At 59.0% G+C, this 25,190-nt stretch carries 19 protein-coding genes; 6 read left to right on the top strand and 13 right to left on the bottom strand.

Features of this window, described 5'->3' with window-relative positions; genetic code table 11:
* Window positions 1–250: 250 nt before the first annotated feature.
* The gene (locus tag NPS47_RS08205) at window positions 251–1,879 is read left to right on the top strand and encodes a sensor histidine kinase (RefSeq protein WP_274294484.1); all 1,629 of its coding nucleotides are present in this window, start codon (window positions 251–253) and stop codon (window positions 1,877–1,879) included.
* A gap of 137 nt (window positions 1,880–2,016) precedes the next feature.
* On the top strand, window positions 2,017–3,150 hold the full coding sequence (locus NPS47_RS08210; protein ID WP_274294485.1) for an aminotransferase class V-fold PLP-dependent enzyme: 1,134 nt from the start codon (window positions 2,017–2,019) through the stop codon (window positions 3,148–3,150).
* Between the two features lie 630 nt (window positions 3,151–3,780).
* Here NPS47_RS08210 and NPS47_RS08215 read toward each other — a convergent pair.
* From NPS47_RS08215 to NPS47_RS08275, 13 genes are all read right to left on the bottom strand, one after another.
* On the bottom strand, window positions 3,781–4,434 hold the full coding sequence (locus NPS47_RS08215; protein ID WP_274294486.1) for a GntR family transcriptional regulator: 654 nt from the start codon (window positions 4,432–4,434) through the stop codon (window positions 3,781–3,783).
* Between the two features lie 123 nt (window positions 4,435–4,557).
* Window positions 4,558–6,951: an efflux RND transporter permease subunit gene (locus tag NPS47_RS08220; RefSeq protein WP_274294631.1), complete on the bottom strand. Its 2,394-nt coding sequence runs from the start codon at window positions 6,949–6,951 to the stop codon at window positions 4,558–4,560.
* Window positions 6,952–7,006: 55 nt separating this feature from the next.
* Window positions 7,007–8,026, bottom strand: a complete 1,020-nt coding sequence (locus tag NPS47_RS08225; protein WP_274294487.1) for a WD40/YVTN/BNR-like repeat-containing protein — start codon at window positions 8,024–8,026, stop codon at window positions 7,007–7,009.
* A 71-nt stretch (window positions 8,027–8,097) separates the two neighbouring features.
* Window positions 8,098–9,438, bottom strand: a complete 1,341-nt coding sequence (locus NPS47_RS08230; protein WP_274294488.1) for a DUF1329 domain-containing protein — start codon at window positions 9,436–9,438, stop codon at window positions 8,098–8,100.
* 14 nt (window positions 9,439–9,452) lie between these two features.
* Window positions 9,453–11,027 (bottom strand): DUF1302 domain-containing protein, encoded by a 1,575-nt coding sequence (locus NPS47_RS08235; protein WP_274294489.1) that lies wholly within the window; start codon window positions 11,025–11,027, stop codon window positions 9,453–9,455.
* 250 nt (window positions 11,028–11,277) lie between these two features.
* A complete protein-coding gene (locus NPS47_RS08240; RefSeq protein ID WP_274294490.1) occupies window positions 11,278–11,943 on the bottom strand; it encodes an RraA family protein in 666 nt (221 codons plus the stop codon).
* 15 nt (window positions 11,944–11,958) lie between these two features.
* Window positions 11,959–12,783: a carbon-nitrogen hydrolase family protein gene (locus NPS47_RS08245; protein WP_274294491.1), complete on the bottom strand. Its 825-nt coding sequence runs from the start codon at window positions 12,781–12,783 to the stop codon at window positions 11,959–11,961.
* Window positions 12,784–12,830: 47 nt separating this feature from the next.
* A complete protein-coding gene (locus NPS47_RS08250; RefSeq protein WP_274294492.1) occupies window positions 12,831–14,180 on the bottom strand; it encodes an MFS transporter in 1,350 nt (449 codons plus the stop codon).
* Between the two features lie 53 nt (window positions 14,181–14,233).
* Window positions 14,234–14,989: an HpcH/HpaI aldolase family protein gene (locus NPS47_RS08255; RefSeq protein WP_274294493.1), complete on the bottom strand. Its 756-nt coding sequence runs from the start codon at window positions 14,987–14,989 to the stop codon at window positions 14,234–14,236.
* A 277-nt stretch (window positions 14,990–15,266) separates the two neighbouring features.
* Complete coding sequence (locus NPS47_RS08260; protein WP_274294494.1) at window positions 15,267–16,910, bottom strand: acetolactate synthase large subunit; 1,644 nt, start codon at window positions 16,908–16,910, stop codon at window positions 15,267–15,269.
* Window positions 16,911–17,028: 118 nt separating this feature from the next.
* A complete protein-coding gene (locus NPS47_RS08265; RefSeq protein WP_274294495.1) occupies window positions 17,029–18,333 on the bottom strand; it encodes an OprD family outer membrane porin in 1,305 nt (434 codons plus the stop codon).
* 126 nt (window positions 18,334–18,459) lie between these two features.
* Window positions 18,460–19,914: an amidase gene (locus NPS47_RS08270; RefSeq protein WP_274294496.1), complete on the bottom strand. Its 1,455-nt coding sequence runs from the start codon at window positions 19,912–19,914 to the stop codon at window positions 18,460–18,462.
* A gap of 15 nt (window positions 19,915–19,929) precedes the next feature.
* Complete coding sequence (locus tag NPS47_RS08275; RefSeq protein ID WP_274294497.1) at window positions 19,930–21,249, bottom strand: MFS transporter; 1,320 nt, start codon at window positions 21,247–21,249, stop codon at window positions 19,930–19,932.
* 152 nt (window positions 21,250–21,401) lie between these two features.
* On the opposite strand from NPS47_RS08275, the gene NPS47_RS08280 reads away from it, so the two are divergent.
* The 4 genes from NPS47_RS08280 (at window position 21,402) to NPS47_RS08295 (ending at window position 25,188) form a co-directional block, all read left to right on the top strand.
* On the top strand, window positions 21,402–22,325 hold the full coding sequence (locus NPS47_RS08280; protein WP_274294498.1) for a LysR family transcriptional regulator: 924 nt from the start codon (window positions 21,402–21,404) through the stop codon (window positions 22,323–22,325).
* A 464-nt stretch (window positions 22,326–22,789) separates the two neighbouring features.
* On the top strand, window positions 22,790–23,131 hold the full coding sequence (locus NPS47_RS08285; protein ID WP_274294499.1) for a DUF6124 family protein: 342 nt from the start codon (window positions 22,790–22,792) through the stop codon (window positions 23,129–23,131).
* Window positions 23,132–23,302: 171 nt separating this feature from the next.
* Window positions 23,303–23,692, top strand: coding sequence for a DUF6632 domain-containing protein (locus NPS47_RS08290; protein WP_274294500.1), 390 nt, complete (start codon window positions 23,303–23,305; stop codon window positions 23,690–23,692).
* 149 nt (window positions 23,693–23,841) lie between these two features.
* Entirely contained in the window at window positions 23,842–25,188 is a 1,347-nt protein-coding gene (locus NPS47_RS08295) for a tetratricopeptide repeat protein (RefSeq protein WP_274294501.1), read from the top strand.
* The last annotated feature ends 2 nt before the right edge of the window (window positions 25,189–25,190 follow it).

Raw genomic sequence — 25,190 nt, forward strand, 5'->3', positions numbered from 1 at the left:
CTGGGCTGGTGCCGCAGCCCTCGCCCTAACGCGCCTACCAGACCAACGCCCACGCCCGTTACAAATACTTACCCCCTGATCGGGTGGTGAAATGCCCAAACACCCCCAAATGAGGGGATTTCTGGGTAACGAATTGAGCGGGACTTAACCTCAGCTCAGGCGTTGCGGGCTATCGAGCTTGGCATGATGTGTGCCTATTCCATAATCGACATTGCACATTATTCTCTCAAGGTCTCGAGGTGTGAAGCGCATGCAGCAAACTCACGAGAGAAACCCGCCAACCCCATCACACCCGAAATCCAGTCGGGATGAACGCGTGCGCTGCGATACCAAGCGCACGCTCGGGCAGCCGCATGCGATCAGTGAGACGCAAGATCGAAAAGAGGGATTGGACTGTACAGTGCGGACAACAAGAAATTCCTTTATTAGCCGTGCGCCATGGAATCTTAAATTACTACCTATCAAAGGCACTGCGTCGATTCTGGCGAAACTCAAAGCGACTCGAAGGCCCTCAACACTCATCGGACCCAGTGTAATTTTAGTCGCCACTTTTTTTGGGCTGTTTGTTACCGGCCTCATAATGAGTACAAGCACCCAGCAAAACACAGCACTCACTGCCAAGTTTATCCAGGCGTTGGGAGCCGTTGAAGCGAGAAACATGGGGTTGGCTGGATATCAAACAAGCGACGTCCTTGACTCGCGCGAAGACAGTGACTTACCTCAAGAAGCCCAGATCAATCGACAGCGATCTCGACAAGCATTCTTTGAGAGCCTGAAAAATATTGCCAATCAGCCGGACACCTTATTGATTAATGTTTATGCACCTGACAATGTTGTCATTTGGTCTAGCAATCCAAAATTAATCGGCCAACATTTCGCCGACGACGACGAACTTGAAAGTTCCAGGTCCAGCAAGGGTGCAGTCGTTGCCAGCTACCACCAGGTAAAAGAAAGTCGCAGTGAACAGCAATTCACTCGAAAGCCCAGCAGCATATTTATTGAGAATTACATCCCGCTCGTGAATACGGCAGGGAAAGTACCCTCAGTTGTTGAATTCTACACCGCCCCTCACGGCTGGTTCGCGGGTACTCAATCGGGTTACCTGGTGGTGTGGCTCACTTGTTCCATTGGCGGAGCATTGATTTATCTAGGCCTTCTCTCCTTCACGGGTAGGCGTGGTGGTCTGTTTCCTTCGAGGATTCAACAAAACATTGACAACGAAATGGCCGCTTTACTTAACGAAGTGTCTAGCGTGGTGGCCCATAGCTTACGCAACCCCCTTGCCGTGCTCCGCTCCAGTGCCGAGCTGGCACTGGAGGTCGGAACCCAAGCAGCCGGCAAAAACATCGGAGATATCATCAATCAGGTGGACCGCATGTCAGCGTGGATTAAAGAACTGCATGTTGCATCCACCTCGCTGAAGGGTGAAATCGGAACGGTCTGTCCGGTAGAGGCAGTACATGAGACCCTGCGAAATTTTGAACTGTCATTATGCAGCGCCAATGTGCACGTGGAATTTTCAGCCATCAGCACCCTGCCGGTAACAGGTCATCACCAACTGCTAGTTCAAATATTAGACAGCCTGGTAGCCAATGCCATTGATGCGATGCCCGACGGAGGTACTTTGTACATAGCCATAAATCAGCGCCCGTTCAGGCGTTTGAGCATAATGCTTCGTGACACCGGCATGGGCATGACCAGCGCCCAACAGAAGGCGTTGTTTCGCCCTCGTTGTTCCATCACGCAGGGAGGTTTTGGCATTGGGTTAATGCTGGTGAAATTGATTATGAAGCGTTTTGGCGGTGACGCCAGCCTGACCACGAGTAAAAATAAAGGGACAACCGTAGATCTGTGCTTTCGGATGGCCAACAGAGCTTAGTATCGCCCTTGGCTTTGTCGTTTGGGTCGGTAACTGCCGTTCGACAGAGGTCGCAATCCGTCCCGAGCAATCTTGTCATTTGCCAAGGCTTAGGGCAGGGTCGATACCACTGATATCTCTGCCAATGGAGTCACCCCATGTCAAAGCTATATCCCAGTGTTGATCCTGAGGGGCTGCTCGAGTACTCGGTGGTCTACACCGACCGCTCGCTCAACCACATGTCGCAGTCATTTCAAGGCGTGATGAAGAACATTTCCAGGACCCTGAAACAGGTCTACAACGCCCAGGCTGTTGCGGTAGTCCCGGGCAGCGGCACGTTCGGCATGGAAGCGGTGGCGCGACAGTTTGCCAGCGACCAGCAATGCCTGGTGATACGCAACGGCTGGTTCAGTTATCGCTGGAGCCAGATCCTTGAGATGGGCAAAATACCGGCGGCCACCACGGTGCTGAAAGCCCGACCGGTCGACACGGGTCGCCAGGCTGCCTATGCGCCTCCCCCGCTGGACGAAGTGCTGGCAGCCATTGCGGCTTCGAGGCCGCAGATTGTCTTCGCCCCCCACGTTGAAACCTCATCAGGGATCATCCTGCCCGACGACTACCTGCGGGCCGTCGGCGACGCCGTGCATGCGGTGGGTGGCCTGTTCGTGCTGGACTGCATCGCCTCCGGCACGATTTGGGTTGATATGCACAAGTGCGCAGTCGACCTGCTGATCAGCGCACCGCAAAAAGGCTGGAGCGCCTCCCCTTGCTGCGCCCTGGTGATGTTCAGTGCCTTGGCCCTCGAGCGCATCGAGCAGACGCAGAGCAGCAGCTTTGCCTGCGACCTGAAAAAGTGGCTGCAGATCATGCAGGCCTACGAACAGGGCGGACATGCCTACCATGCGACCATGCCCAGCGATTCCCTCGCGCGATTCAACGACGTGATGAAAGAGATGCAAGCCTACGGTTTCGACAAGGTCCGCGGCGAACAACAGGCGCTGGGCGATCGGGTGCGCGCAATGTTGACCGGCAAAGGCATCAAAAGCGTGGCCGCTGCCGGCTTTCAGGCCCCTGGCGTAGTGGTCAGCTACACCGATGATGCCGACATCAAGAGCGGCAAGAAATTTGCCGACCACGGCCTGCAGATCGCCGCCGGAGTGCCGTTGCAATGCGACGAGCCGGCCGACTTCCAGACCTTCCGCATCGGTCTGTTCGGACTCGAAAAGCTGCACAATATCGAGCGCACGGTCAGCACCCTCGAGCAGGCACTGGACGAGGTGATGGTGAACTAAGCCCTCATCTTGCCTGCAGCACATACCGAACGTGTGAATTCAAGGAAGGTATTCTGCTCTGGGTACTGCCGGCCCAGAGCGCTGTATGACTTGGGTCGACCTAAAGCTGCCCTTCATGGAGGGCAGCTACCGGCCATAAGCGGACATTCCTGAAACGAAAAGCCCGCCCGAGATAGGCGGGCTTCAACAAATTCGGATCACTTGGTTTTCTTGATCACTGGCGGCTTCCAGCTTCCATCGAGGATCGCCTGACCGCTTCGATCTTGAACTCTTTGAGGTAAAGCTAACGACTCATGACACTTCAAGGCCTCATTATTAGGCCTGTAGGTTTCTAGGAAACCAGGGGCGATTCAAAAGTCCATGCATTGAAATTAAAACCAAAAATTCAACCATGTAATAGAATTTTAGAAGATCAAAAAAAAACGAGGGCATTGCCCTCGTTTCCGCAACTGCTGACAGACTTTAAATCTGTTCGGCACTATCCAGATAAATTATGCGCGATGAAAAACCCAAACACCTGCCGGATGGTTGGGCCGCAGCAGCACACCCTCTCCCGGTGTAACCACCACTTCGGGCTGACTGCCCGCGACATCAGCGCCAAAGGCCCTGATTTAGTGTCCCAATGTACGTTCAGAAGCGTCTGAAACGCAACGCAAGATTGGGATCCAAATGTTGACAAAGAATCTTCAGCAAGGCGGTTTCATCGTATTTCTTAAGTGCCTCAACCAATTCATTATGTTCTTCCATCACTACACTTAACAGTTTTTCATCGATCGGAATGGATGCACAAGCCAGCAAATGCCGAAACTGCAAGGCATCATAAAGCTCTAACAGCACTTCATTCCCGGAAAGCTCTACGATAATACGATGCAACTCCCTATCAAGCTCTGCTATTTCATGCGCCATGATGAAATGCGTAAGCCTTGCCATTTCACTTATCAGTTCATCAACCCGCTCGGGAATAGGAGGACGAATGTCACATACACGACGTGCGGCATATGTTTCAAGTACAATCCGGGTTTCAAAAAACTGATGCATCTCACTCGGTGAAATCGCGCGGACCCTCGCACCGCGGCGCGGAATCAGCTCGACGAAGCCTTCGGCGCTCAATTTGTTGAAGGCTTCCCGGATAGGTGTCCTCGACACCCCTATTTCATTGGCAACCATTCCTTCTTCAACGAATGATCCCGATGGGAAGGTGCCACGCAAAATGCTGTTTCGAATGAAGTCATAGGTCCGGGTTTTAACCGAGTCCGTGCCTGGTTCTGCGACTTTGTTTTCCATGTGCCTACTCACATACCTGAAGGGGTATTGCATGGCGATGAGTATACATGAGAAATGCGCGACGTATAACGGTGACACCCATCTTGACCGAAAGGGCCTCCAGCGAGGCCCCGGAAACACAGCTTAAACCCATTGCACCTTTCCGGCGACGGCTCGTCGCTGCGCAAGGGAACCGTCGGGCAGCAGGAAATGCGACAGCGCAGGTACCAGGATCAGCGCGCCGAGCATGTTCCACACGAACATGAAGGCCAGCAGAATGCCCATGTCCGCCTGAAACTTGATGGGTGAAAAGACCCAGGTCACGACACCCACCGCCAGGGTCATGCCGACCAGGCCGACCACCTTGCCGGTGAAGGCCACGGCATGGCTGTAGGCATCGGCAAGCGAGTCCCCCCGCCGCTGCCTGGCCAACTGGATGCTCAGCAAGTAGAGCGCATAGTCGATGCCGATGCCGACCCCCAGCGCAATGACCGGTAATGTCGCAACCTTGACGCCGATGCCAAGCAGCACCATCAGCGCCTCGCACAGGATCGAGGTCATGATCAGCGGAATGACTGCAACCAGCACTGCCCGCCAACTGCGGAAGGTGATGTAGCTCAGCACAATGACCGCCGCATAGACATACATCAGCATGGCCCGATTGGCGTCTCGCACGACGATATTGGTTGCCGCCTCTATCCCCGCGCTGCCCGCCACCAGCATGAACTGCCGGTCCCCCGTACTGTGCTCCGCGATGAACCGCTCGGCAACCGCCAGCACCTGATCCAGGGTTTGCGCCTTGTGATCGGTCAGGAATGCGATAACCGGCATCACCGAAGCATCACCATTGAACAGCTCCGGGTTGTTGACCGAAGCCACCTGGCTGCCATAGTTGAGAATGTCCTGGTTGCGCGAAAGGGTCAGCCATTTCGGGCTGCCTTCAAACGTTCCACTGGTGACCTGGCGCACAGCATCCACCAGCGACGTGGTCATCTGCACACCCGGTACGCCTCGCAATGCCCACGCAAGACGGTCAGCCTCTACAAGGCTTTCATATTTGTAGCTGCCGTTGGCAGGCGTCTTCAGGATCACCGCAAAAAGGTCGCTGGACAGCGAGTAGTGCTGGGTGATGTAGGCGTTGTCCCGGTTGTAACGTGAATCGGGGCGCAATTCAGGTGCCCCTGCATCAAGGTCGCCAATCTTCAGGTGAGTACTGATTGCGAAACCTGCCAGCACCAGGACGGCGGCCCCCACCAGCGCAAAGGTTGCCCAGCGTCGCGAGGTGAAATGAACCAGGCCGTCCCACAGCGATGTACGCGTGGTATGCCCATCCTGAGCCAGGCTACGACGCGCCGCGTTCGCCCCCACCCCGGTGAAGGAAAGCAGCACGGGCAACAGGAGCAGGTTGGTAAAGATCAGCACCGCAACGCCAATGCTGGCCGACAATGCCAGGCCTTTGATGACCGGAATGTCGATCACCATCAGCACCGCGAAGCCCACGGCGTCCGCGACCAGCGCCGTCGCCCCGGCCAGGAACAGGCGGCGGAAGGTATAGCGTGCCGCCACAAACTTGTGGGTACCGCGCCCGATGTCCTGCATGATGCCATTCATCTTCTGCACGCCATGGGACACCCCGATGGCGAAGACCAGAAACGGCACCAGCATCGAGTAAGGATCCAGGTCGAACCCCAGCACGGTAGAGAGGCCCAGTTGCCAGATTGCCGCGATGATCGAGCAGGCGATCACCAGGGTTGTGCTGCGCAAGCAGCGGGTATAGGCATAGATGATCGCCGCTGCGACGATCGCGGCGATCGCGAAGTAGAAAAAGACCTGGATCAGCCCATCGATCAGGTCGCCCACAAGCTTGGCAAAACCGATGATGTGAACCTTGATGTCCGCCGTTCCCTGGCTGCGGATGCGCTCCTCCAGCGCAGTGGACAGCGCACTGTAATCCAGTTTCTGGCCTGTCGCCGGGTCCACATCCAGCAACGGAACGACGATCATTGCCGACTTGAGGTCCGTGCCGACCAGGCTGCCGACCAGGCCGGCGCGGTTGATATTCTGCCGCAGCAACTGCACTTGCCGGGGGCTGCCATCGTAGCTGGCGGGCAGCACCGGCCCACCGGTAAAGCCTTCCTCGGTGACCTCCATCCAGCGCACCGCTGGCGTCCAGATCGACTTCACCCATGCCCGGTCGACACCGGGGATCAGGATCAGCTCATCGTTGATCCGTTGCAGGACCGCCAGGTATTCCGGGTCGAAGATATCGCCATCGGTGCGCTCGACGACGACCCGGATGACATTGCCAAGCCCCCGCAGCTCACCCTTGTTGTCCAGATAGTTGCGGATATACGAATGGCTTTGCGGAATCATCCGCTCGAAGCTGGCATTGATATTGATGTGCTTCAACTGATAACCCAACACGACGGTCAGCACCGTGCAGAGCATCAGCAGGACAATCCGGTAGTTGAACACCATGCGTTCAAGCCACCCGCCCGAGTTCCGATCGAAGTGCCGGTAATCGGACACCACGGGCATCTCGGCTTCTTTCTCAGTTGAAAACGCCACGATTATTCTCCACTCATGAGTCGGCTCAACGGAGCACCTGCCTGCTCAGCCCCTGCCCGCTTCCCACGACCAAGGTCTGGCCGTCGTCCAGCGGGACCAGGGAGGCGGCAACCGAAACAGGTGCCAGGCCGGCGACCTTGGTAAAACCGGTGCCCTTGCTGCGGCTGGCCAGGACCTGGCCGTCCTGGCTCAACAGCATCACGTCACCTGTCGCGGTCATGCCATCGGCGATCAACGAGGTCGCAACCTCGGTCTCGACAGCGCGCCAATGGCTACCCGCATCACTGGACACCACAATGCTGCCCCTGAGCCCGTAGGCGATCAGGTGCCCCGGCATGCCGGTGATGCCGAAAAAGGTGCCGGCGAAGTTGCTGTCGAGGCGCTTGAACTGCCCTGCCTGGCGATCCAGTTTCATGAGCAGGCCGGCCTCTCCGGCAACATAGGTGTCTTCGCCAATCGCCCGGACCGCGTACAGGTGCAACCCCATCGGATTTTCGGCCCTGTCGGACCACTTCTCCCACGTGGTGCCCCCGTCCGTGGTACGCCAGATCTGGTTGAAGGCACCGACTATGAACCCCTGCCGTTCTGTCTCGAACCACAGGCCAAGGAACGACAGGTCTGCCAGTGCGGCGCTGCCATTTTCGCCCTCTGCCGGGAGCAGGTCCCGGGCCATGCGTGCATCGAGCTTGCGCTCCCACGACGCCCCACCATCGGTGGAACGAAGCACTACACCATCGTGGCCGACTGCCCAGCCCACCTGCGGGCTGGGAAAATGCACCGCGTTGAGGTCGCAGGAGACCGGCACCCGGGACTGCTGCCAGGTGCGGCCACCGTCATCGGAAAAGACAATGTGGCCACGACGCCCTACCCCAACGATGCGCGTCCCGGCCTGCGCAAGCCCGGTGATCAATTGCCGGGAGGACAGCTCGGTCCTGACAGCTGGCGAATCCAGGACATCCTGGAAGCTGTCGCGAGCCACTACACATGCCGGCTGGATGCCGGCCACCCCGATGAACAGTGAAACCAGCAGGGAATGGACCTTCATGACTTCATCACTCCTAAAATCGCCCGAGAAGGCCCTTCCCGGTACAGGCCCGGGAAGGGCTCCTGTCCGGTTCAGCGCACGCCGGTGCCCGCCAGTGAATCGGCGTTCCAGTCGCGCTCGGAGAGCGGCTTGATGTACTTCAGGCCGCCTTTTTCCCCACCCAGGTGCACGACCAGCGCGTAGTTGCCGGCGATCAGGTCATAGGCGAAGTAGGAACTGGTGAACGGCGCAACCGCGTCGTAGCTTTGGGTTGGAGTGGCGATCACGGTGCGGTAGAGCTGGCCGTGGCCGTCATACTCATCGCTGGCCAGTGCCGCCCAGCTGTCTTCGTCGATGTAGAAGGTCCGCTTGCTGTAGATATGACGCTTGCCTTCCTTGAGGGTCGCTTCCACGACCCAGACGCGATGCAGTTCCCAACGCACGATATCCGGGTTGAGGTGATTGGGGGTCAGCAGGTCTTCAGGCTTGGTCTCGTAGGTCATCTTGTAGGTGTTGTACGGAACGTACATCTCCTTTTTGCCGACCAGTTTCATGTCGTAACGCTCCATCGACCCGTTGAAGACGAAGGCGTCATCGTAGGTCGTCGCGCCACCGGTGCCCGGGTTGGGCGTATCGAACGCCAGGGTTGGCGCCAGGCGTACGCGGCGCTGGCCCGGCAGGTACTGCCAGGTGCTGCGCCCCTTGCCGACCACATCGATGGCGTCCTTCAGCAGAATGGCCTCGCCGTTGCGACGCTCCGGCCCCAGGTAGCGCACCTTCAGGCGCCAGAAGGTATCGGCGCCGGGCGCATGGTAGTAAGGGAAGTCATCGGAGTTGATCCCTTCGGTGGCCAGGATCGGTCGTCCCGAGGCGTCGACGTTCCAGCTCTTGTAGCGATACTCCATTGCATCGCCGCTATAGCGAAGCAAATGGTTCCACATGACCTGGTAGGCATCCTTGGGAATCGGGAACGGATAGCCGGCCTTGACGTTCTTTACCCCCAGGCCGCCATCAATGGTTTCACCACTCAGGGCATTGGCCAGGGTCGATGCCTGGATCTGCTCCGGCACGGCCATGGTGCGGTGCGACGGATAGACATCAATACGGAAACTCGGGTAACGCTTCATCAGCGCCTTTACCGACTCGGTGAGACGCTCGGCATACTGCCCCATGTTCTGTGCATTGATGGAGTACAGCGGCTTTTCCGTCGCAAAGGGATCGATGCGAACCCCCGAGTCCTTCTGGAACCCTGGCGGTGGCGTCGTCAGGCCACCGGTGTAGGCCGGGATGGACCCGTCGGCGTTGCCGGCCTTTTCGGCGCCAACCGCCGTCAGACGGGTACCCAACTGTTGCGCTTCGGCGGGTGTCACCGCGGCATGGGCCGAACCTGCCAGGGTACACATCAGGCCCATCATCAAATATTTGTTGAACATGTTGTCCCCGTCTTTCAGAAAGTGGTTTTGAGGGTCAAGGTAAGCATCCCGCGGTCTTCCAGCAGCGCCGATCCGCCATTGGCCACCTGTACGGCGCCCGTTTTGGGGTTGGTGCTGTAGTCGCCGAAGAAGTCGATGTACTTGAGGTCGGCCTTGTACTTCTGCGCGATGTCAGCGGCAATGCCGATGCTGTAGCTGCCAGCTTCCTCGTTGCCACCGTTGGCAACCGGTGAGTTGCCGCCAATGCCGGCACTGATCACCATCGGCATCGACAGGTCCACGCCTGGGAAAACCTGCAACCAGGTCGGCGTGTAGGTCGTGGTCAGCACGAAGGCATCGCGATCTGCCTGATCAAGCGCCCGGTAGTTGCGATTGCCCTTGTAGAACTGTTCACCGTCGGTGACGTCGACCAGGTGGCTCCAGGCAAGCTCCGTGCTCCATCCGGCGGAGTCATAAATGCCGTTACCGCTCATCACGCCCACCAGGTTCAGGACGCCGTGCAGGGTTTCACCCCGCGCCCCGGGCGTTTCACCGTGCTGGGGAAGTGCAGTGACGGGCACGGCAATGCTTACCAGCGGCATGTTGCGCCGGTAGGACAGTTCGGCGCCGACGGAAACCCCGCCGTAGTTCTGCGACAAGCTGATGCCGTAGAGATCGATGTCATCGGCATAGGCCCAGTGGTAACGGCCGGCGACACCATTGGCGGGCGGCGCGCCCTCAAGTAGCAACTGCGGGATCCGGTCGGAGAAATTGCGGTAGTAGAAACCCAGCGTGCCTTGCAGCCACTCCGGCGACCAGCGCGCTGAAAGCCCCCAGTCGCCATGGTCGCGCGGGTCGATGTCCTTGCCTTTGAGGAAGCGATTGGGCCCGGCGATCAACGAGCCTTCGTTGCCACCGATGTTGATGTCGCTCGAGCCCAGGTAGGTGCCGCCTTCGGGGAACAGGTTCTGTTCCCAGTCCAGGAAGTACTGGCCTGCAACCGACAGGGAATCGGTTGGCCGCATCTGGAAGGAGACATTGTTCAGCGGGCGAAACAGCTCCTTGGCCTCGATTCCGGGAATCGCCTGGCCCTTGCCGATATCCAGCGGCATCTGCGCATACGCGATGCCGTTGATGAAGGCAGTCAGGCCCAGGCTCTCGCCCCAGTAGATGCTGTGGCTGCCGACCTTGACATCCACCGGCACGTCACCAACATCGAAACCACCAAAGACGAAGGCATCAAGGAACTCACCACTCGGGCCGGCAAAGTAGCGCTCGGTAAAGCGGGTAAGGCCAACTGCCGGCACGCCATTTTTCATATAGTTGGAAGTTGCCGGCGAATCGTTATCCAAATCCTTGTCATACTGGAAGTCATACCAGCCGGCAGCTGAAACGCGCATGCCATATTTATTCTTGTAAATGGCATCGAACTCGGACAATACATCCAGACGGTTGGAAACAATTCCGCGATCGAAGTTTCGATCGCCATCGTTATTGTTTACAGCGTTGATAATCGCCTTGTCCTGGGACTCGACGCGCTGGGTCAAGGTGTAACGCGGGGTGTTATCCCAGCGTACCTGCCAGTCTTCACTTCCGGTCGGAATTTCCATAGCCTGCGCACTGGCACAGGCTAGTGTAAGCAACGTCAGGCTGCTGCCGGCGAAGGGAAGCAGCCGGCGTGCATGACCCATAGTTTTCCGCATGTTTATTGTTTTTATCATTATTACCCACCTCTAAGCTGATCAACCGAACCCGCGCATATACAATGGCGCGCGAGTTTTTCGGCGAAAGATCACCCAGACCCACGATATGAATATTCGTGAGCGCAGGATTGACAGGTTTTTTCGGAAACTTGACTGCTTATTGTTCGAGCTTGCCCATTACCATCGCGCTGGCGCCGGTCAACAGGCCCAATGTCTTGTCTTTACCCAGCAGCGGAAGCCCTTTCTGTTCGGTTTCCTGTAGCAATACTGCACGCTCGATATCGTGCGCTGCCTCTTCGCGGGGAATGAACACAACACCGCCTTCATCAGCGATGACCAGGTCCCCTGGCATCACCACCGCACCACCGCAACACACCGGCACATTCATTCGCCCGCCAATGCCTTGCAGGCGCGTCGTGATGCTCGCCACGCCCCTGGCCCAGACGGCCAGGCCCACATCGCGCAGCTCCTGCGGGTCTGCCACTGGGCCATCGATGATGACGCCACCAACGCCCGCCTTGGCGAGGGCGTAGGCCACGCCACCGCCAAGGCAGGCATGGTGCGTGTCGCCCAGACGATCGATAACCACGATATCCCCGGGGCGCAGTTGACCGACCGCATGGTGCAACAGCGTCGAGTCGGCTGCCGGCAGGGCCAGGGTAACCGCGGGGCCGGCAACCCTGGGTACCGGGTGCAAGGGCCGTATGGCGCTGTCCGGGAAACCCATCAGGCGGAAATGGCCAATCGTGGCAGGCTCGGCATTCAGTGCGCGTTCCATCAGGCTCACGGGCATCGAGTCGGGCATTGGACAGATCTTGAACATTGGATACCCTCCCCTTCAGTTGGCGACGAATCGACGAGCGATCAGCCGGTGGTTCTTCAGTGGCATGCGCGTGCGAATGGCCTGCTGATAGTTCCGGTCGATGCTGGCGCTGGCGAACGCCTCGGTGCTCGAGGCCTGCGCGACAATCTGGCCCCAGGGATCGATGATCATCGAATGCCCCCAGGTCATGTACTTGCCACTGTCGAAGGTGCCTACCTGACAAGGCGCTGCGACGTAGCATTGCCATTCGATTGCGCGCGCCCTCAGCAGCACTTCCCAATGGTCGGCACCGGTCTGGAAGGTGAACGCGGCCGGCACCACGATCAGCTCCGCACCTTCATCGCACAGTGCCTGGAACAGCTCCGGGAAGCGCAGGTCGTAGCAGATAGCAAGGCCGACCCGGACACCGTCGATGTCGATACAGACGACATCCTCGCCCGCCTCGACATGGGCCGACTCCTTCAGTTCCGAGCCATCGGCCAGCACCGCGTCAAAGCGGTGGATCTTGCGGTACTTGGCCAGCAACTCGCCCTCGCGACCGAATACCAGCGAAGTGTTGTAAACCTTTTCATCCTCCAGTTCCATGGCGCTGCCGATATGCAGGTTCACCTTCAGGCGCCTGGCCAGGGCAGAGAAGCGCTCATATACCTCACCACCCGGGAACGGTTCGGCAGACGCTTTCATCGATAGCGGCGAACCGGCGATGCAGGCGATCATTTCCGGTAAGATGACCAGGTCTGGTCGATCCTGTTCTACCGCACGTTCGACCAGCTGCTGCACCGAGGCCAGGTTGGCCTCCTTGTCAGCGGAAACATTTTTCTGAATAACGGTAATTCGCACTTTCCAGCTCCTCTTTTCATTATTTTTTGCGAAGGAATTGCCGCAGGTCACCGGACCTCGGCTGATGCACGCCCAGGAACCCTATGCCATCCAAGGTACAGACCCAACGTCGTCACCGAGAGCAGCAGCCCGCCCCCGCCCACGATGAGTACCGCAGTTCGCAAGCCAGCGGCGCCGCCGCCCAGCCACTCGACGACGCCGCCGACGAGCATCGGCCCGACAGCCAGGCCGCAGATGTTCACGACCATCACGTAGAGGGCGGAGACGCGGCTACGGATCGCTGCCGGCGAGCGTTTCTGGATAAGCGCCGGAGCGATGCCGATGGAACAGGTGCACAGACCATGCAGCGCGGCACAGGCGATGAGCACACCAACGGGCCCGCCAGCAAGCAGGAACACCAGGCCGGCAGGGATCGCCAGAACCCCGGCAACGAGCGGGACACGCAGGGCTGAGCAGATGTCTTGCGACTGGCTTGAAAGACGGTCAGCGATCCATGCGGCGGCAAACATTCCACCGATGCACGAGAACAGCACTACCGCGCCATAAATTCGACCGATCTCACCAGGCAGCCAGAGAAACTCACGAACGAAAATCGCGGGGATCCAGGTGAGCAGCGCATAGCTCATGGTCAGCAGGCCCGCCATGCCTACGAAGACGGCAGCAATGAACGTGCGATCTTCAACAAGGTACGGAATGACTTTCTGGCTCTCACCGCTATGCTGGGCTAATTCGGCAGGTGCATTTTGATGAGCGACACCTTCGCCGCGCTTCAGCACCCACCACAATACCGGCAGCAACAGCAGCCCCGGCAGTGCCACCAGCAGGAACGTCGACTGCCAAGGCTGTCGTGCTGTGACCCAGCCCAGGTCGATGACACCGATCGGTTCCAGCCATTCGTACAACGACCCGACGATATAGAACGCGGTCCCCGCGCCGATAACTGCGCCGGCCTGGAACAACGTCAACGCCCGGTTGAGAATCGCCTTGGGAAAACGTTCATAGATCACTGCATAGGCGGCCGGTGCGAGCGCCGCCTCACCTGCGCCAACCAGCATCCGCGCAAGGAGCAGGCCGGTGAAGCTGTTGGCCAACCCGCACGCCGCGGTTGCCGCACACCAGATCAGCATCCCCAGCAGTATGGTTCCGGTACGGGACCAGCGGTCTGCCAGCCAGCCACAGGGAATGCCGAGGATCGAATAGAACAGGCCGAAGGCCAGGCCGTGCAGGAGGCCGATATGCACGTCGCTGATCGCCAGCGTTGTCTTTATCGGGGCCACGAGCAGCGAGAGTGCGAACCTGTCGACAAATGAAATGACCATCGCGATGGCGAGAATGGCGGTCGTCATCCAAGCCCAGGTGTGGTCGGACCGATCGAGCGGAACCTTGCTGTTGCTCACCACGGCGAAATCCCCTTATCAACTGTCGGTAGTGTTTGCCCGGCCACCCGCGCTTACGCCTGCTCGGGAAGCAGGCTGACGGATGCATCCCAGAGTTGGCGCAAGCCCATGGCCAAGGCGAACTGCTCCATGGCGATGAAGATACGCGCTGCCCCATGCTCGATGGCGAAGGCCTTTTCCTCCGGGCTCCAGGCTGGGAAGATCCAGGGTTTGCCGGCCGCGTTCGCTGCTTCAACGATCACGCCGATGTCGTCCCAGTCACCGGGCTGCTTCTTGTAGATGCCCCGGTTGCGGCGAATCGAAAGGTCGGTGGGGCCGATGAAAACGCCATCCACCATGGGCAAGGCAAGAATGCCGTCGATCTCTTCGAGTGCTTGTGCGTCTTCGATGATCGGATAGCAGCGCGTGTGGGTGTTCTGCTGCTCGATCCAGGCGTCTGCCGGGTAGGCGAACTGCGTCGTACGCCCTCCGGCGAGGCTACGGTCACCCAGCGGTGGCAGCTTGGCGTAGCCGCAGACGCGCCGGGCCTCGGCAACGCTACTGATATGCGGGATGACCACCGCATCGGCTCCGAAGTCCAGTGCCTGTTGCACTGCTTCACGGGTGGGGCCCAACACCTTGACGAATACCTCGAAGCCCAATGCCTTCAGAAACGGAATGAAGCTGTCGAGCGTGGCCAGATCGAAGATGCCGTGCTCCACGTCCAGAATCGCAACCCGGTACCCAATGAGTTTTGCGATCTCCGCCATGCCGATGTTAGGCCCAGTGAACCAGAGCCCCAGATCTTCTTTACGCAGCTGCTTGGTCAATTCATGACTCCTCTTGTTGTTATCCATACCTCATGTATACATGTGGTATTCATGAAGAATGCTAGCGAGGTAGCCTGATGTCGTCAAGAGGATTGATTCATGCTGGAGCGCCGCAGGTCGGCACAAGGAAATGCCACGCGCCAAAAGCAAAAAAACCAGCAAATGGCTGGGTTCTGTAGCCGCTGCCGTCATGCTGCGCTCGTGTGCAAAGCAGGGGCAAAAAGCCCGGGAGTACTCACGGACTCCCACGTTGCCATGCGCCAGCAGCTACGGGGTTTCAGATCGCCAGGGCCCGCTCGCGCAACTCGGTATTGAGGATGCGGTCGTTCTCGCTGTAGTCCATCGGACAGTCGATCACGTGAACACCGGGGTTGGAAATGCAATGATCAAGCAGCGGTAACAGAGCCTCCGCGCTTTCCACCCGATGCCCGTTGGCACCATAGGCCTCGGCATATTTGACGAAGTCCGGGTTGCCGTAGTCCAGGCCGAAATCGGTGAAGCCCATGTTGGCCTGCTTCCAGCGGATCATCCCGTAACCGTCATCGCGCAGAATCAGTACAGTCAGGTTCATCTTCAACCGCACCGCGGTCTCCAGCTCCTGGCTGTTCATCATGAAACCACCGTCACCGCATACCGCCACTACCGGCCGGTCCGGGTACACTAGGTGCGCGGCCATCGCCGACGGTAGGCCCGCACCCATGGTCGCCAAGGCGTTGTCCAGCAGCACAGTGTTCGGCTTATGCGCCTTGTAGTTGCGGGCGAACCAGATCTTGTAAATCCCGTTGTCCAGCGCCACGATGCCCTCGGACGGCAGCGTGCGACGGATGTCGGCCACCAGCCGCTGCGGGTACACCGGGAAGCGGTCGTCGTCGGCACCTTCGGCGATCTGCACTTCGTTGGCTTCGCGAATCGCCATCAGCCGGGTGAAGTCCCAGTGCGCAGTGTCACCCAGGCCCTCGGCGATCTGCCAGACCGCGTTGGCGATGTCGCCGATCACTTCGATCTGCGGGAAGTACACGGCATCGACTTCGGCGGAACGGAAGTTGATGTGGATGACTTCGGTACCACCATGGACCATGAAGAACGGCGGCTTCTCAATCACGTCGTGGCCGATGTTGACGATCAGGTCGGCGGCTTCGACGGCACGGTGGACGAAATCACCGGAGGACAATGCGGCATTGCCCAGGAAGCGCGGGTTGCGTTCGTCGACCACGCCCTTGCCCAGCTGGGTGGTGACGAAGGGAATACCGGTCTGGTCGATCAGCTGCTTGAGGACCTTGGCGGTCATCTTGCGGTTGGCGCCGGCGCCGATCACCAGGATCGGGCTACGGGCGGCGCGCAGCTTCATGACCGCCGCCTCGATGGCGACGTGCTCGGCCAGTGGTCGACGGTGCAGGCTTGGCGGTATCGGCAAGGCATCGGTCTGCTCGGCGGCAATGTCTTCCGGCAGCTCCAGGTGCACCGCGCCCGGTTTTTCCTCTTCCGCCAAGCGGAACGCTTCACGCATGCGCGACGGGATGTTGTCGGCGGACGCGAACTGGTGGGTGTACTTGGTGATGGGGTCCATCATGCCGCACACGTCGATGATCTGGAACCGGCCCTGCTTGGACTTCTTGATCGGTTTCTGCCCGGTGATCATCAACATCGGCATGCCACCCAGATAGGCGTAGGCCCCAGCGGTCACCAGGTTGGTCGCGCCTGGGCCCAGGGTCGACAGGCTAACGCCGGTCTTGCCGGTCAGGCGGCCATAGGTGGCGGCCATGAAGCCGGCGGACTGCTCGTGACGGGTCAGGACCAGTTTGATCTGCGACTTGCGCAGCGATTCGAGCAAATCGAGGTTTTCTTCACCAGGGATGCCGAACACATACTCGACCCCTTCGTTTTCCAGGCATTGCACAACGACATCGGCGGCCTTGGCCATTTTGCTTATCACCTATAATTTATTTGACTGCAATGCATAAGCTGCAAGTGGACTTAGCCACTCAGCGACTACTATCCAGGACCCGATTTGAATAGGGCCCTAGTGAGGATTGGTGAAATCAGAAGTTGTACTGGTAATTGAAGTACAGCCGGTCAGCATTATGGGTCAGGATACCTGCGGGGCCACGGCTTGCGGTAAATCGCGTAATACCATCAGGTGAACCCTGGGTCTCGAATTCTTCGTGCAACCAAATAGCACTGAAACCTTTGAGATACCCTTGGAATGCATATTGCAATACGGTCTGAAGGTCGTTACGCGAGAAACCGTTGTAGCCTGCTGCATGGGTGGACATTGCATAATAGGTATCAAACGTGAGGCCCGGCATGCCAAGCCCTGCGAAATTCACACCCGCGCTGACCTTGTACATCTCTTCATTTTTCAAACCAAAGTAGTAAAACGCTTTGGCACTGCTATCCCACGTGCCATGATCCTTTGCAAAAAACAAACGATCGTAGTCATCACCCCAAACTTTGTTGTAGTTAAATCCGACATAGTAGGGCCCGGCACGGTACTTAACCGAAAGGTCCATGTAGCGCGCGTCATGGTTCTGTTCAGGCTCGTACAGGCCTTTCACACCACCATATTCAAACAACTTGCCGGCATCCTGCTGATTGCCGACGGTTGCATAGACATCAATACCCCGGCCCGAGCCGAGATCAAAGGTGTGCTCGGCTTTTGCCATCGTTTCGCGCAAATAGTCGGCGGACTCTGCATATTCTGTACGCAGCGTGCTACCGACTGGCGTTTTCCAAGAAAGCGCATACAGTCGAAGATCATCGATTTTATCGCCGCGGAAGTTTGTCAGCTCATCCCCCCAGCCGTTTTCCTGACGCGGGCTGAATGCATGAATGCGGCTGTAGCGCGCCTCTACCGAACTCACTCGATACGCGAGGTCATAACCGACCGTTGCGGCAGGAAGAATACGCGTAACGTCATCACGATATTGGCCGTAGCGGCGGATCTTTTTGCCCGCGCCGACATTCAATTCGCCTGCATCGCCAGTGAACTTGCTACGCAGATAGGCCTCCAGCGGTTTGGCGGTGCCGTGCGGATCTGTCACCGAGCGTCGTGCTTCCAGGTTACTGATGCTGGTAGTGTTTTCTCCAATATTCAGATCGTTGGCCAGACCGTAGCTGTAGTCGACACCCAACAGGTCGTGGTACCAGCCCGAGTTAAAGCTCAACTGGGCAGCTTGCACCCATTCGTCCCGGGTCGGGCCTACGCCACCACCATCGTTTTCATTCCAATAGAACTGGCTGTAACGCAGAGATGTTTTGCTGTCCTCGATAAATCCGGCAGCCTGGATGCCCGTAGCCAGCAGGCAACAACCCAATCCAGCCAGAACGCTCTGTTTAATCAGCATGAATCTACCTCTTGTTCTTAGATTTTTAGCGCATAAGTCAACGCTCGGGCGAAATGCGCACATCTCGCCCGTCGATACTTGGTGGATCGCAATCAGTTTGTTTTTTTGCTACCGGCGGCGGCAGCGCTACAGAACGCTTGCGGGTGCCTGGAAGGAATGCCACTCCAGCTCAAGCCACTGGGCGAAGCGCAGCGCGGCATGATCGGCAAACGCCGGGGCGATAATCTGCGCTCCGAAAGGCAGCCCGCGAGGGTCGAGGCCCAATGGAATCGCTGTTGCCGGTAGCCCTACGACACCGGGGTAGCCCGCCCAGAACATGGAGTCGGTGCTTTCCTGAGGCTGCCCATTGACGTCGAGCATTCGCTCCCAGCGCTCGCCCTGCTGGTTGTGCGGGAAGGCTGGGGTGGTAGCGACCGGGCAGATCAGCAGGTCGAAATCCTCGAAGAATGCCTCCCATTGCTGACTCAGCCTGGCCCGGCGCTGATCCCAGGCGAACCAGTCCCGGTGCGTGAGCGAAACCCCGCGGTAGTGGCAGGCCCGGTAGCTCATATCGGCCGGATCCAGTCCGCTGGCGACCTTCTGGGCCGCTTCATAGGCCTCGTCGGAGAAGAATGCGCCGGTCGCCGCCCGCACCTGGTGCAGGTACACGGCGCGGGCCTCCACACTGTCGACCGGACGGTGGCTCTCGCTGACATGGGCCACTTTTGGGCGCAGGAATGCTGCCAGCTCCTGCAATCGCTCCACGATCACGTTAGAAACGCGGGCCACTGGGTCGTCGCAGATGACGGCAATACGCAGCGCTGCGACCGGTCGCCCGCCGCATTTCCACTCCGTATTCCGCCAACCGTGGCGGCCAAAGCTTTGGGCAAGTGGCGCGAGGATGCTCATCGCCAGCTCGAGGTCAAATGCACTGCGCGCCATAGGCCCGGCTACACCAATATCCACGGAATCGATGCAGGTGATACCCGGCAAAGCATGGCCGGCCATCGGGACCAGACCCCATGTCGGCTTGTGGCCATAGACGCCGCAATAATGCGCCGGATTGCGGATGGATGCGCCGATATCGCTGCCCAGTTCGAGCGAGGTATAGCCGGCGGCCAACGCAGCGGCTGCCCCTCCCGAAGAGCCGCCCGGGCTAAGGCTCACGTCCCACGGGTTGTTGGTTGTCCCATAGACCGGATTGAAGGTCTGCCAGTCCGCCAGTGAGACAGGTACGTTGGTCTTGCCGAAGATGATCGCACCGGCATCGATCAGACGCTGGACAGCCACGGCGTTAGTGCTGGCGATGTTGTTCCTGAACGCCTCATAGCCCCATGTAGTGGGCAGGCCAGCGACGTCGAAGGACTCCTTCACGGTGATTGGCAAACCATGCAGGGGCCCCCAGCTCACACCTCGAGCCCGGTCTGCGTCCGCTTCGGCGGCACGCGCAAAAGCACGCTCCACATCCAGCATCGCAACCGCATTGACTGCTGGGTCGGTCGCCGAGACACGGGCCACCTGGGTGCGCAGCAGCTCGACACTGGTCATTTCACCGTGCTCAAGGTGCTTCAAGAGCTGATGGACCGTCAGATAGTGATTCATTGGCTGCACCTGTGTTCAGCGATTGACTAACTGTTTGGGAATCAGGAGCACCGCGACGCTGCCCAGAGCGAGGCATGCGGCGAGAAGGCCCAGGCCGAGCGACACGTTGCCCGTGGTCGCGGACAGCCAGCCAAACAACGATGGGCCACTGAATCCGGCCAGTTGCCCGAACGCGTTGACAAAGGCGAGACCGACAGTGGCCGCGACGCCCGACATGACTGCCGTAGGCAGATTCCAGTACAGCGCGTTGGCGATCACGTTGCCGCCGATGGCGCCGACACTGGCGATAAGCAGCAGTGTTGGGTTTTGCAGGGTGAACGGCATGACAGCCACGCTCAACGCACCGATGAAGGCGGGCACAGCGCAGTGCCAGCGACGCTCAACCAACGCATCAGAGGTACGGCCAAGGACCAGCATGCCGATGATCGCCAGCACATACGGCATCGCTACCATCAAACCGATGTCCACGGTGCTGGTCACGCCGGCGGTGCGCAACATCGAAGGCATCCAGAACGCCAGCGTGATACCGGCGAGGAACGCAAAGTTGATGAACGCCAGCAGCCAGACCAGCGGCATGCGAAAGACATCGCGCACGCGGTGGGCACTGGAGTGCTTCACATCCTCGGCGACGCGCTGTAGAAGCCACTGCTGCTCATCAGCACTGAGCCAGTTAGCCTGTTTGATCGAGTCTGGCAACAGACGCAGGGTGAGCAGGCCGAGAATAACGGCCGGCACCCCTTCGATCAGGTAAAGCCACTGCCATGCCGCCAGGTCTCCCTGATTGGCGAAGGCTTTCATGACCCAGCCCGACAGGGGGCTGCCGAGAATGCAGGAAACTGGAATCGCCGCCATGAACAGGGTGATCACGCGGCTGCGTCGAGCGGCCGGATACCACTGGGTCAGGTACAGCATGACGCCGGGGAAGAAGCCCGCCTCGGCTGCACCGAGCAGCAGTCGCACAGCATAGAACTGGGTGGGCGTCTGAACGAACAGGGTGCAGATGGACAACAGTCCCCAGCTCACCATGATGCGGGCAATCCAGCGCCGTGCACCGACGCGTGCCAGCAACAGATTGCTCGGCACCTCCAGAAGGAAGTAGGTCAGGAAGAAAATGCCCGCACCCAACCCGAAAACAGCTTCGCTGAAACCGAGGTCAGACTGCATGCCGAGCTTGGCGAAACCGACGTTAATACGGTCAAGGAAGGCAAAGACGAAGCAGACGAAGAGGAAGCTGACAATGCGCCGCGTCACCTTGGTATAGAGGGCATCCTCGCGGGCTGGAAAGCCGTGGAGGACCGGCTCGGATGGAGCCTGGTTGTAGATCTGGGATTGCATGACATCTCCTTTCTTATTCGATAGCCAGAGGTCTCGGCATCCCGCCATCGTAGAAATTCACTCCTGGTTTAACTACTGAATAGATTTCATAGCGAACACTTTTGGTGTTCACTGAAGGCTCTTAATCGGACGCTGCCATAGGGGCCAACCAGGTGAAGAACAGTCAACTACGGGTTTTTGTCGCGATTGCCGAGCACGGCACCATCCGGGCGGCAGCCCGGTCCCTGGCGCTGTCTCAGACAGCCGTCACGAAGTCGCTGAGGGAACTGGAGCTTGATCTCCAGGTACCGCTGCTGAGTCGAAGCCCACAGGGCGTACGCCTGAATGAAGCCGGGCTGGAGCTGCTCAGACGAGCCAAGCTCATCCTGGCCGAGGTGGGGGACGCACGGGCAGCCATCCAGAGCCTGTCAGGCCAGGGCGTGGCGCGGGTTCATGCAGCGGTGACGCCCGCATTCTCACTGCTTTGCCTGCCCGATGCGCTACAGCGCTTTCATAACCGTTACCCCGACGCCCGGCTGACCATCCGCGACGCCTTCGTGTCAGAAATGCTGCCGATGCTGCGCGATGGGACGATTGATGTGGCCATAACGTCCTTGTTACCGGAAGTGCTCGGCGCGGACCTGAGCTACGAGCCTCTGGGGGAAGTCGCCGTGGCGATCTCTGCCCGCACCGGCGCCTTCAGCCGAGACGCTTATCGTCTGGCCGATTTGACCGGGTCGGTCTGGCTGCTCGACCATTCGCACGGCGGCACCAGCGAAAGGGTTCGCCGGTGGTTCGCCGAGCACAATGTGCCCTTGCCGCTCCAGATGATCGAATGCCCTTCATCCATGGCCTCGCTCGTGCTCACAACCCAAGGCAAGGCGATCGCCCCAGTTCCGCAGGCCATACTTTCTCTACCGTGGCTAGCGCCCTTGTTGAGTGAGATCCCCCTGGAAGAGCCACTGCCGACGATGCCTATCGGGTTCGTCAAGCGCAAAGGTTATGTACTCGACGCTCCAGTCAGTTGGTTTGTCGAATCTGCCCGTCTGGCAATCGCGGCAGTGCCCGGTCTGAACCTTGACAGGCTGAGCGAATGACGACTTGGGGTCGAGCGTTGCCGGTCGTGGATGACCGCTATCACCCGTTAGCGCCCCTTCTCGGAGGGCAGCTTTGGGTCGAAAGCAGCCTCTCACAATTGCATCCACTTGACGGCTATCGGATTACCAAAAGCCTTCAAGTACTCCTGCTTCTTTGATCGCTTTCGTCTCTCTGACCCGATAGCCCCTTGCCCTACCCCACCCACCACGTTACTCTCCCCCAGTCGCTGCCAATTCAGCGACCGGGTTTAGCAGCCTGTCCAAAGATCAAGGTGCAAACAGCGCCCGTTCTCGATCAACTGGCGCTTTTTTTATGCCGGTTGTCTCGTGTTATGGCGGCTGTGCGCGGGGCGCCTTCGTGCGCGCCGGGTTCCTTGATCCCTGGTCTGCTAACCCGCGTACAGCTGCCACCCATTTCGTTTAGCAGCGATGCGTGGCAGTTCCACTGATCAAGGAGCTCCACAATGACAAAACCCGTTCCCGATCCACCCTTAACTACCCAAACCAGCACCACCTTCGGCTCCTGCAACGGCAGCCACGACCCACTCTTCGCTGTCCGTGCCGGTGTCTCGTCCGAAGACGCCCTGGTCCACGCCTCCGTCCTGCTCAAAAGCGCCTACCAGACCAACGCCCACGCCTGTGAGATGGTCAATGCCGAGGTGCGCGGTTTGCGCTGGGCGACTGAACAATCGCTAGAGATGAGCCTCGCACTGGTCGAGGCGTTGCTGGACGAAGTCGAAGCGCGCTCGGCAACGGCAGCGTTGTTGCGCCGCTCGATGCAAGCAGGTCAATCGGCGGCGGAGTGATCGCCTGTGATTGGCCTGGGCCGCCGATGCGGCCCAATCAACTACCGACGTTCGCGTTTTCAGCTCTTTGTGACAGGCTGGATTCGGCCAGAAGCAGCCGGTGGACGGAGCGATAGCAAATGAGTAGCTATGCTTGGCCTACTGCCGGATAGGCCCCAAAAGGAGTCCGCCATGACCGTAGTCGATCGCCTCAGGTATTTACGCGTCGTTTTGGTTTTGGCTGGCCTCGCGTGCCTTGCTCTCTACCCACTTATGCTGTTCTGGCCGTCCGGCTGGGCCTGGCACGTCGGTCACTCGGACTACCCGATGATGATCGTTGGCATCTACGCAACACTTGGCGTGTTCTTGATCCTGGCCGCACGTGATCCATTCGCCAATCTGAGCCTCATCTGGTTCACCGTGTGGTCTAGCGCCGTACACGGCGCAATCATGGCCTTCCAGGCTATAACCCAGCCGGGGCAAATGGGGCATTTGACAGGTGACGTGCCGGCGCTCTTCATCGTGGCGGTTGCCTTGGCCATCTTGACGCCCCGCTCGGTACTGTCAGGATCGGGTCGATAACTGCCTGCCGCGAAGGTTTGCTAGCGGCCAGAAACAGTCATTCACGTTTCGTCGGAAAAGTGTCTCTGAGCCAAATTCGGGAGGGACAATCGAGAGCGATCTTCACATCTCGATCATAGCCACCCTCAGGGCGTGGTCAGGAGCAAGCCATGAGCAAACGCGACCAGCGTGGCAATCCTGTTTCCTATGGCTCGCAAGCGGCAATCGATGCGCTGGACAGCGCTTGCGATCTGCTGCATGCCTACCAGGCCGATCCTCTGGCAGCCGTTGACCACATCATCGCGCAGCACCCGGACTTTGCCCTGGCCTACGCCTTTCGTGCCGGTGCGATTGCCACTGCGACCGACAAAGCGTTTGACTCAGAGCTGGTCAAAAGCCTGGACGCAGCCGAGCGCCTGGCAGCGAAAGCGAATGATCGCGAGCGTCAGCATATCCATGCGGTACGCGCCTGGTTCGACGGCGACTGGGAGCGGGCAATCGAACTCTGGGGGCGGGTTGCAATCGAGCACCCGCGCGATCTGCTGGCACTGCAGTTCGCGCACCTGGGCGACTTCTATCTGGGTTACTCGCACATGCTGCGTGATCGCATAGCGCGGGTGATGCCGCGCTGGGATCAGGACGTTCCCGGCTTTGGCTTTGTGAAAGGGATGTATGCCTTTGGCCTGGAAGAGTCAGGGGATTACCGCCAGGCCGAAGAGCAGGGTCGCGAGGCGGTTGCCTTGAATCCGCAGGATGGCTGGGCAGTGCATGCCGTCACCCATGTCATGGAAATGCAGGGCCGTAGCGAAGAAGGCGCCAGGTACCTTTCATCCAGCGCCAGTGCCTGGGCTCCCAACAGCATGTTTGCCTTCCATTTGTGGTGGCACAACGCACTGTTCCTCCTTGAAGCGAATGATGTGGCTGGCGCGCTGCGTCTGTTTGATGAGGACATTTCAGCGGGTGGGTTTGGCCAGGCGCTTGAGCTGCTTGATGGATCAGCGCTGCTCTGGAGACTTGCCCTGCTCGGTCATGATGTTGGCGATCGCTGGACAGCACTGGCCGAAAAATGGGAGTCGCGTTGTGAAGACGGTTTCTACGCCTTCAACGACGTGAACGCGATGCTGTCATTCGTGGCTACTGGCAACAGCCGGGCACAGATTCAGCAGTTGGATACCCTGAGGCGGGCCGCTGCCGGCATTGGTACCAACGCCATGATGAGTAGAGAGATTGGTGTGCCAGCGTGCGAAGGACTGGTGGCGTTTGGGCGTGGTGATTATGCCCAGGCTATCGCGTTGTTGATGCCGCTACGGGCCAAAGCCAACCGCTTTGGCGGTAGTCACGCGCAGCGTGATGTCTTCTCATGGACGTTGACCGAAGCCGCCATTCGCCTGGGCAACCGCGCACTTGCCGAGGCCCTGGTTGCCGAGCGCCTTGCATTGAAGCCTGAGAGCCCGATCAACCGCGCCTGGAACATACGTGCGGGGCAATTGCAGTCGCTGCATGAGGGATCGCAGTAAGC

This window comes from Pseudomonas putida (assembly GCF_028682475.1).
Taxonomy (GTDB): Bacteria; Pseudomonadota; Gammaproteobacteria; order Pseudomonadales; family Pseudomonadaceae; genus Aquipseudomonas; species Aquipseudomonas putida_AG.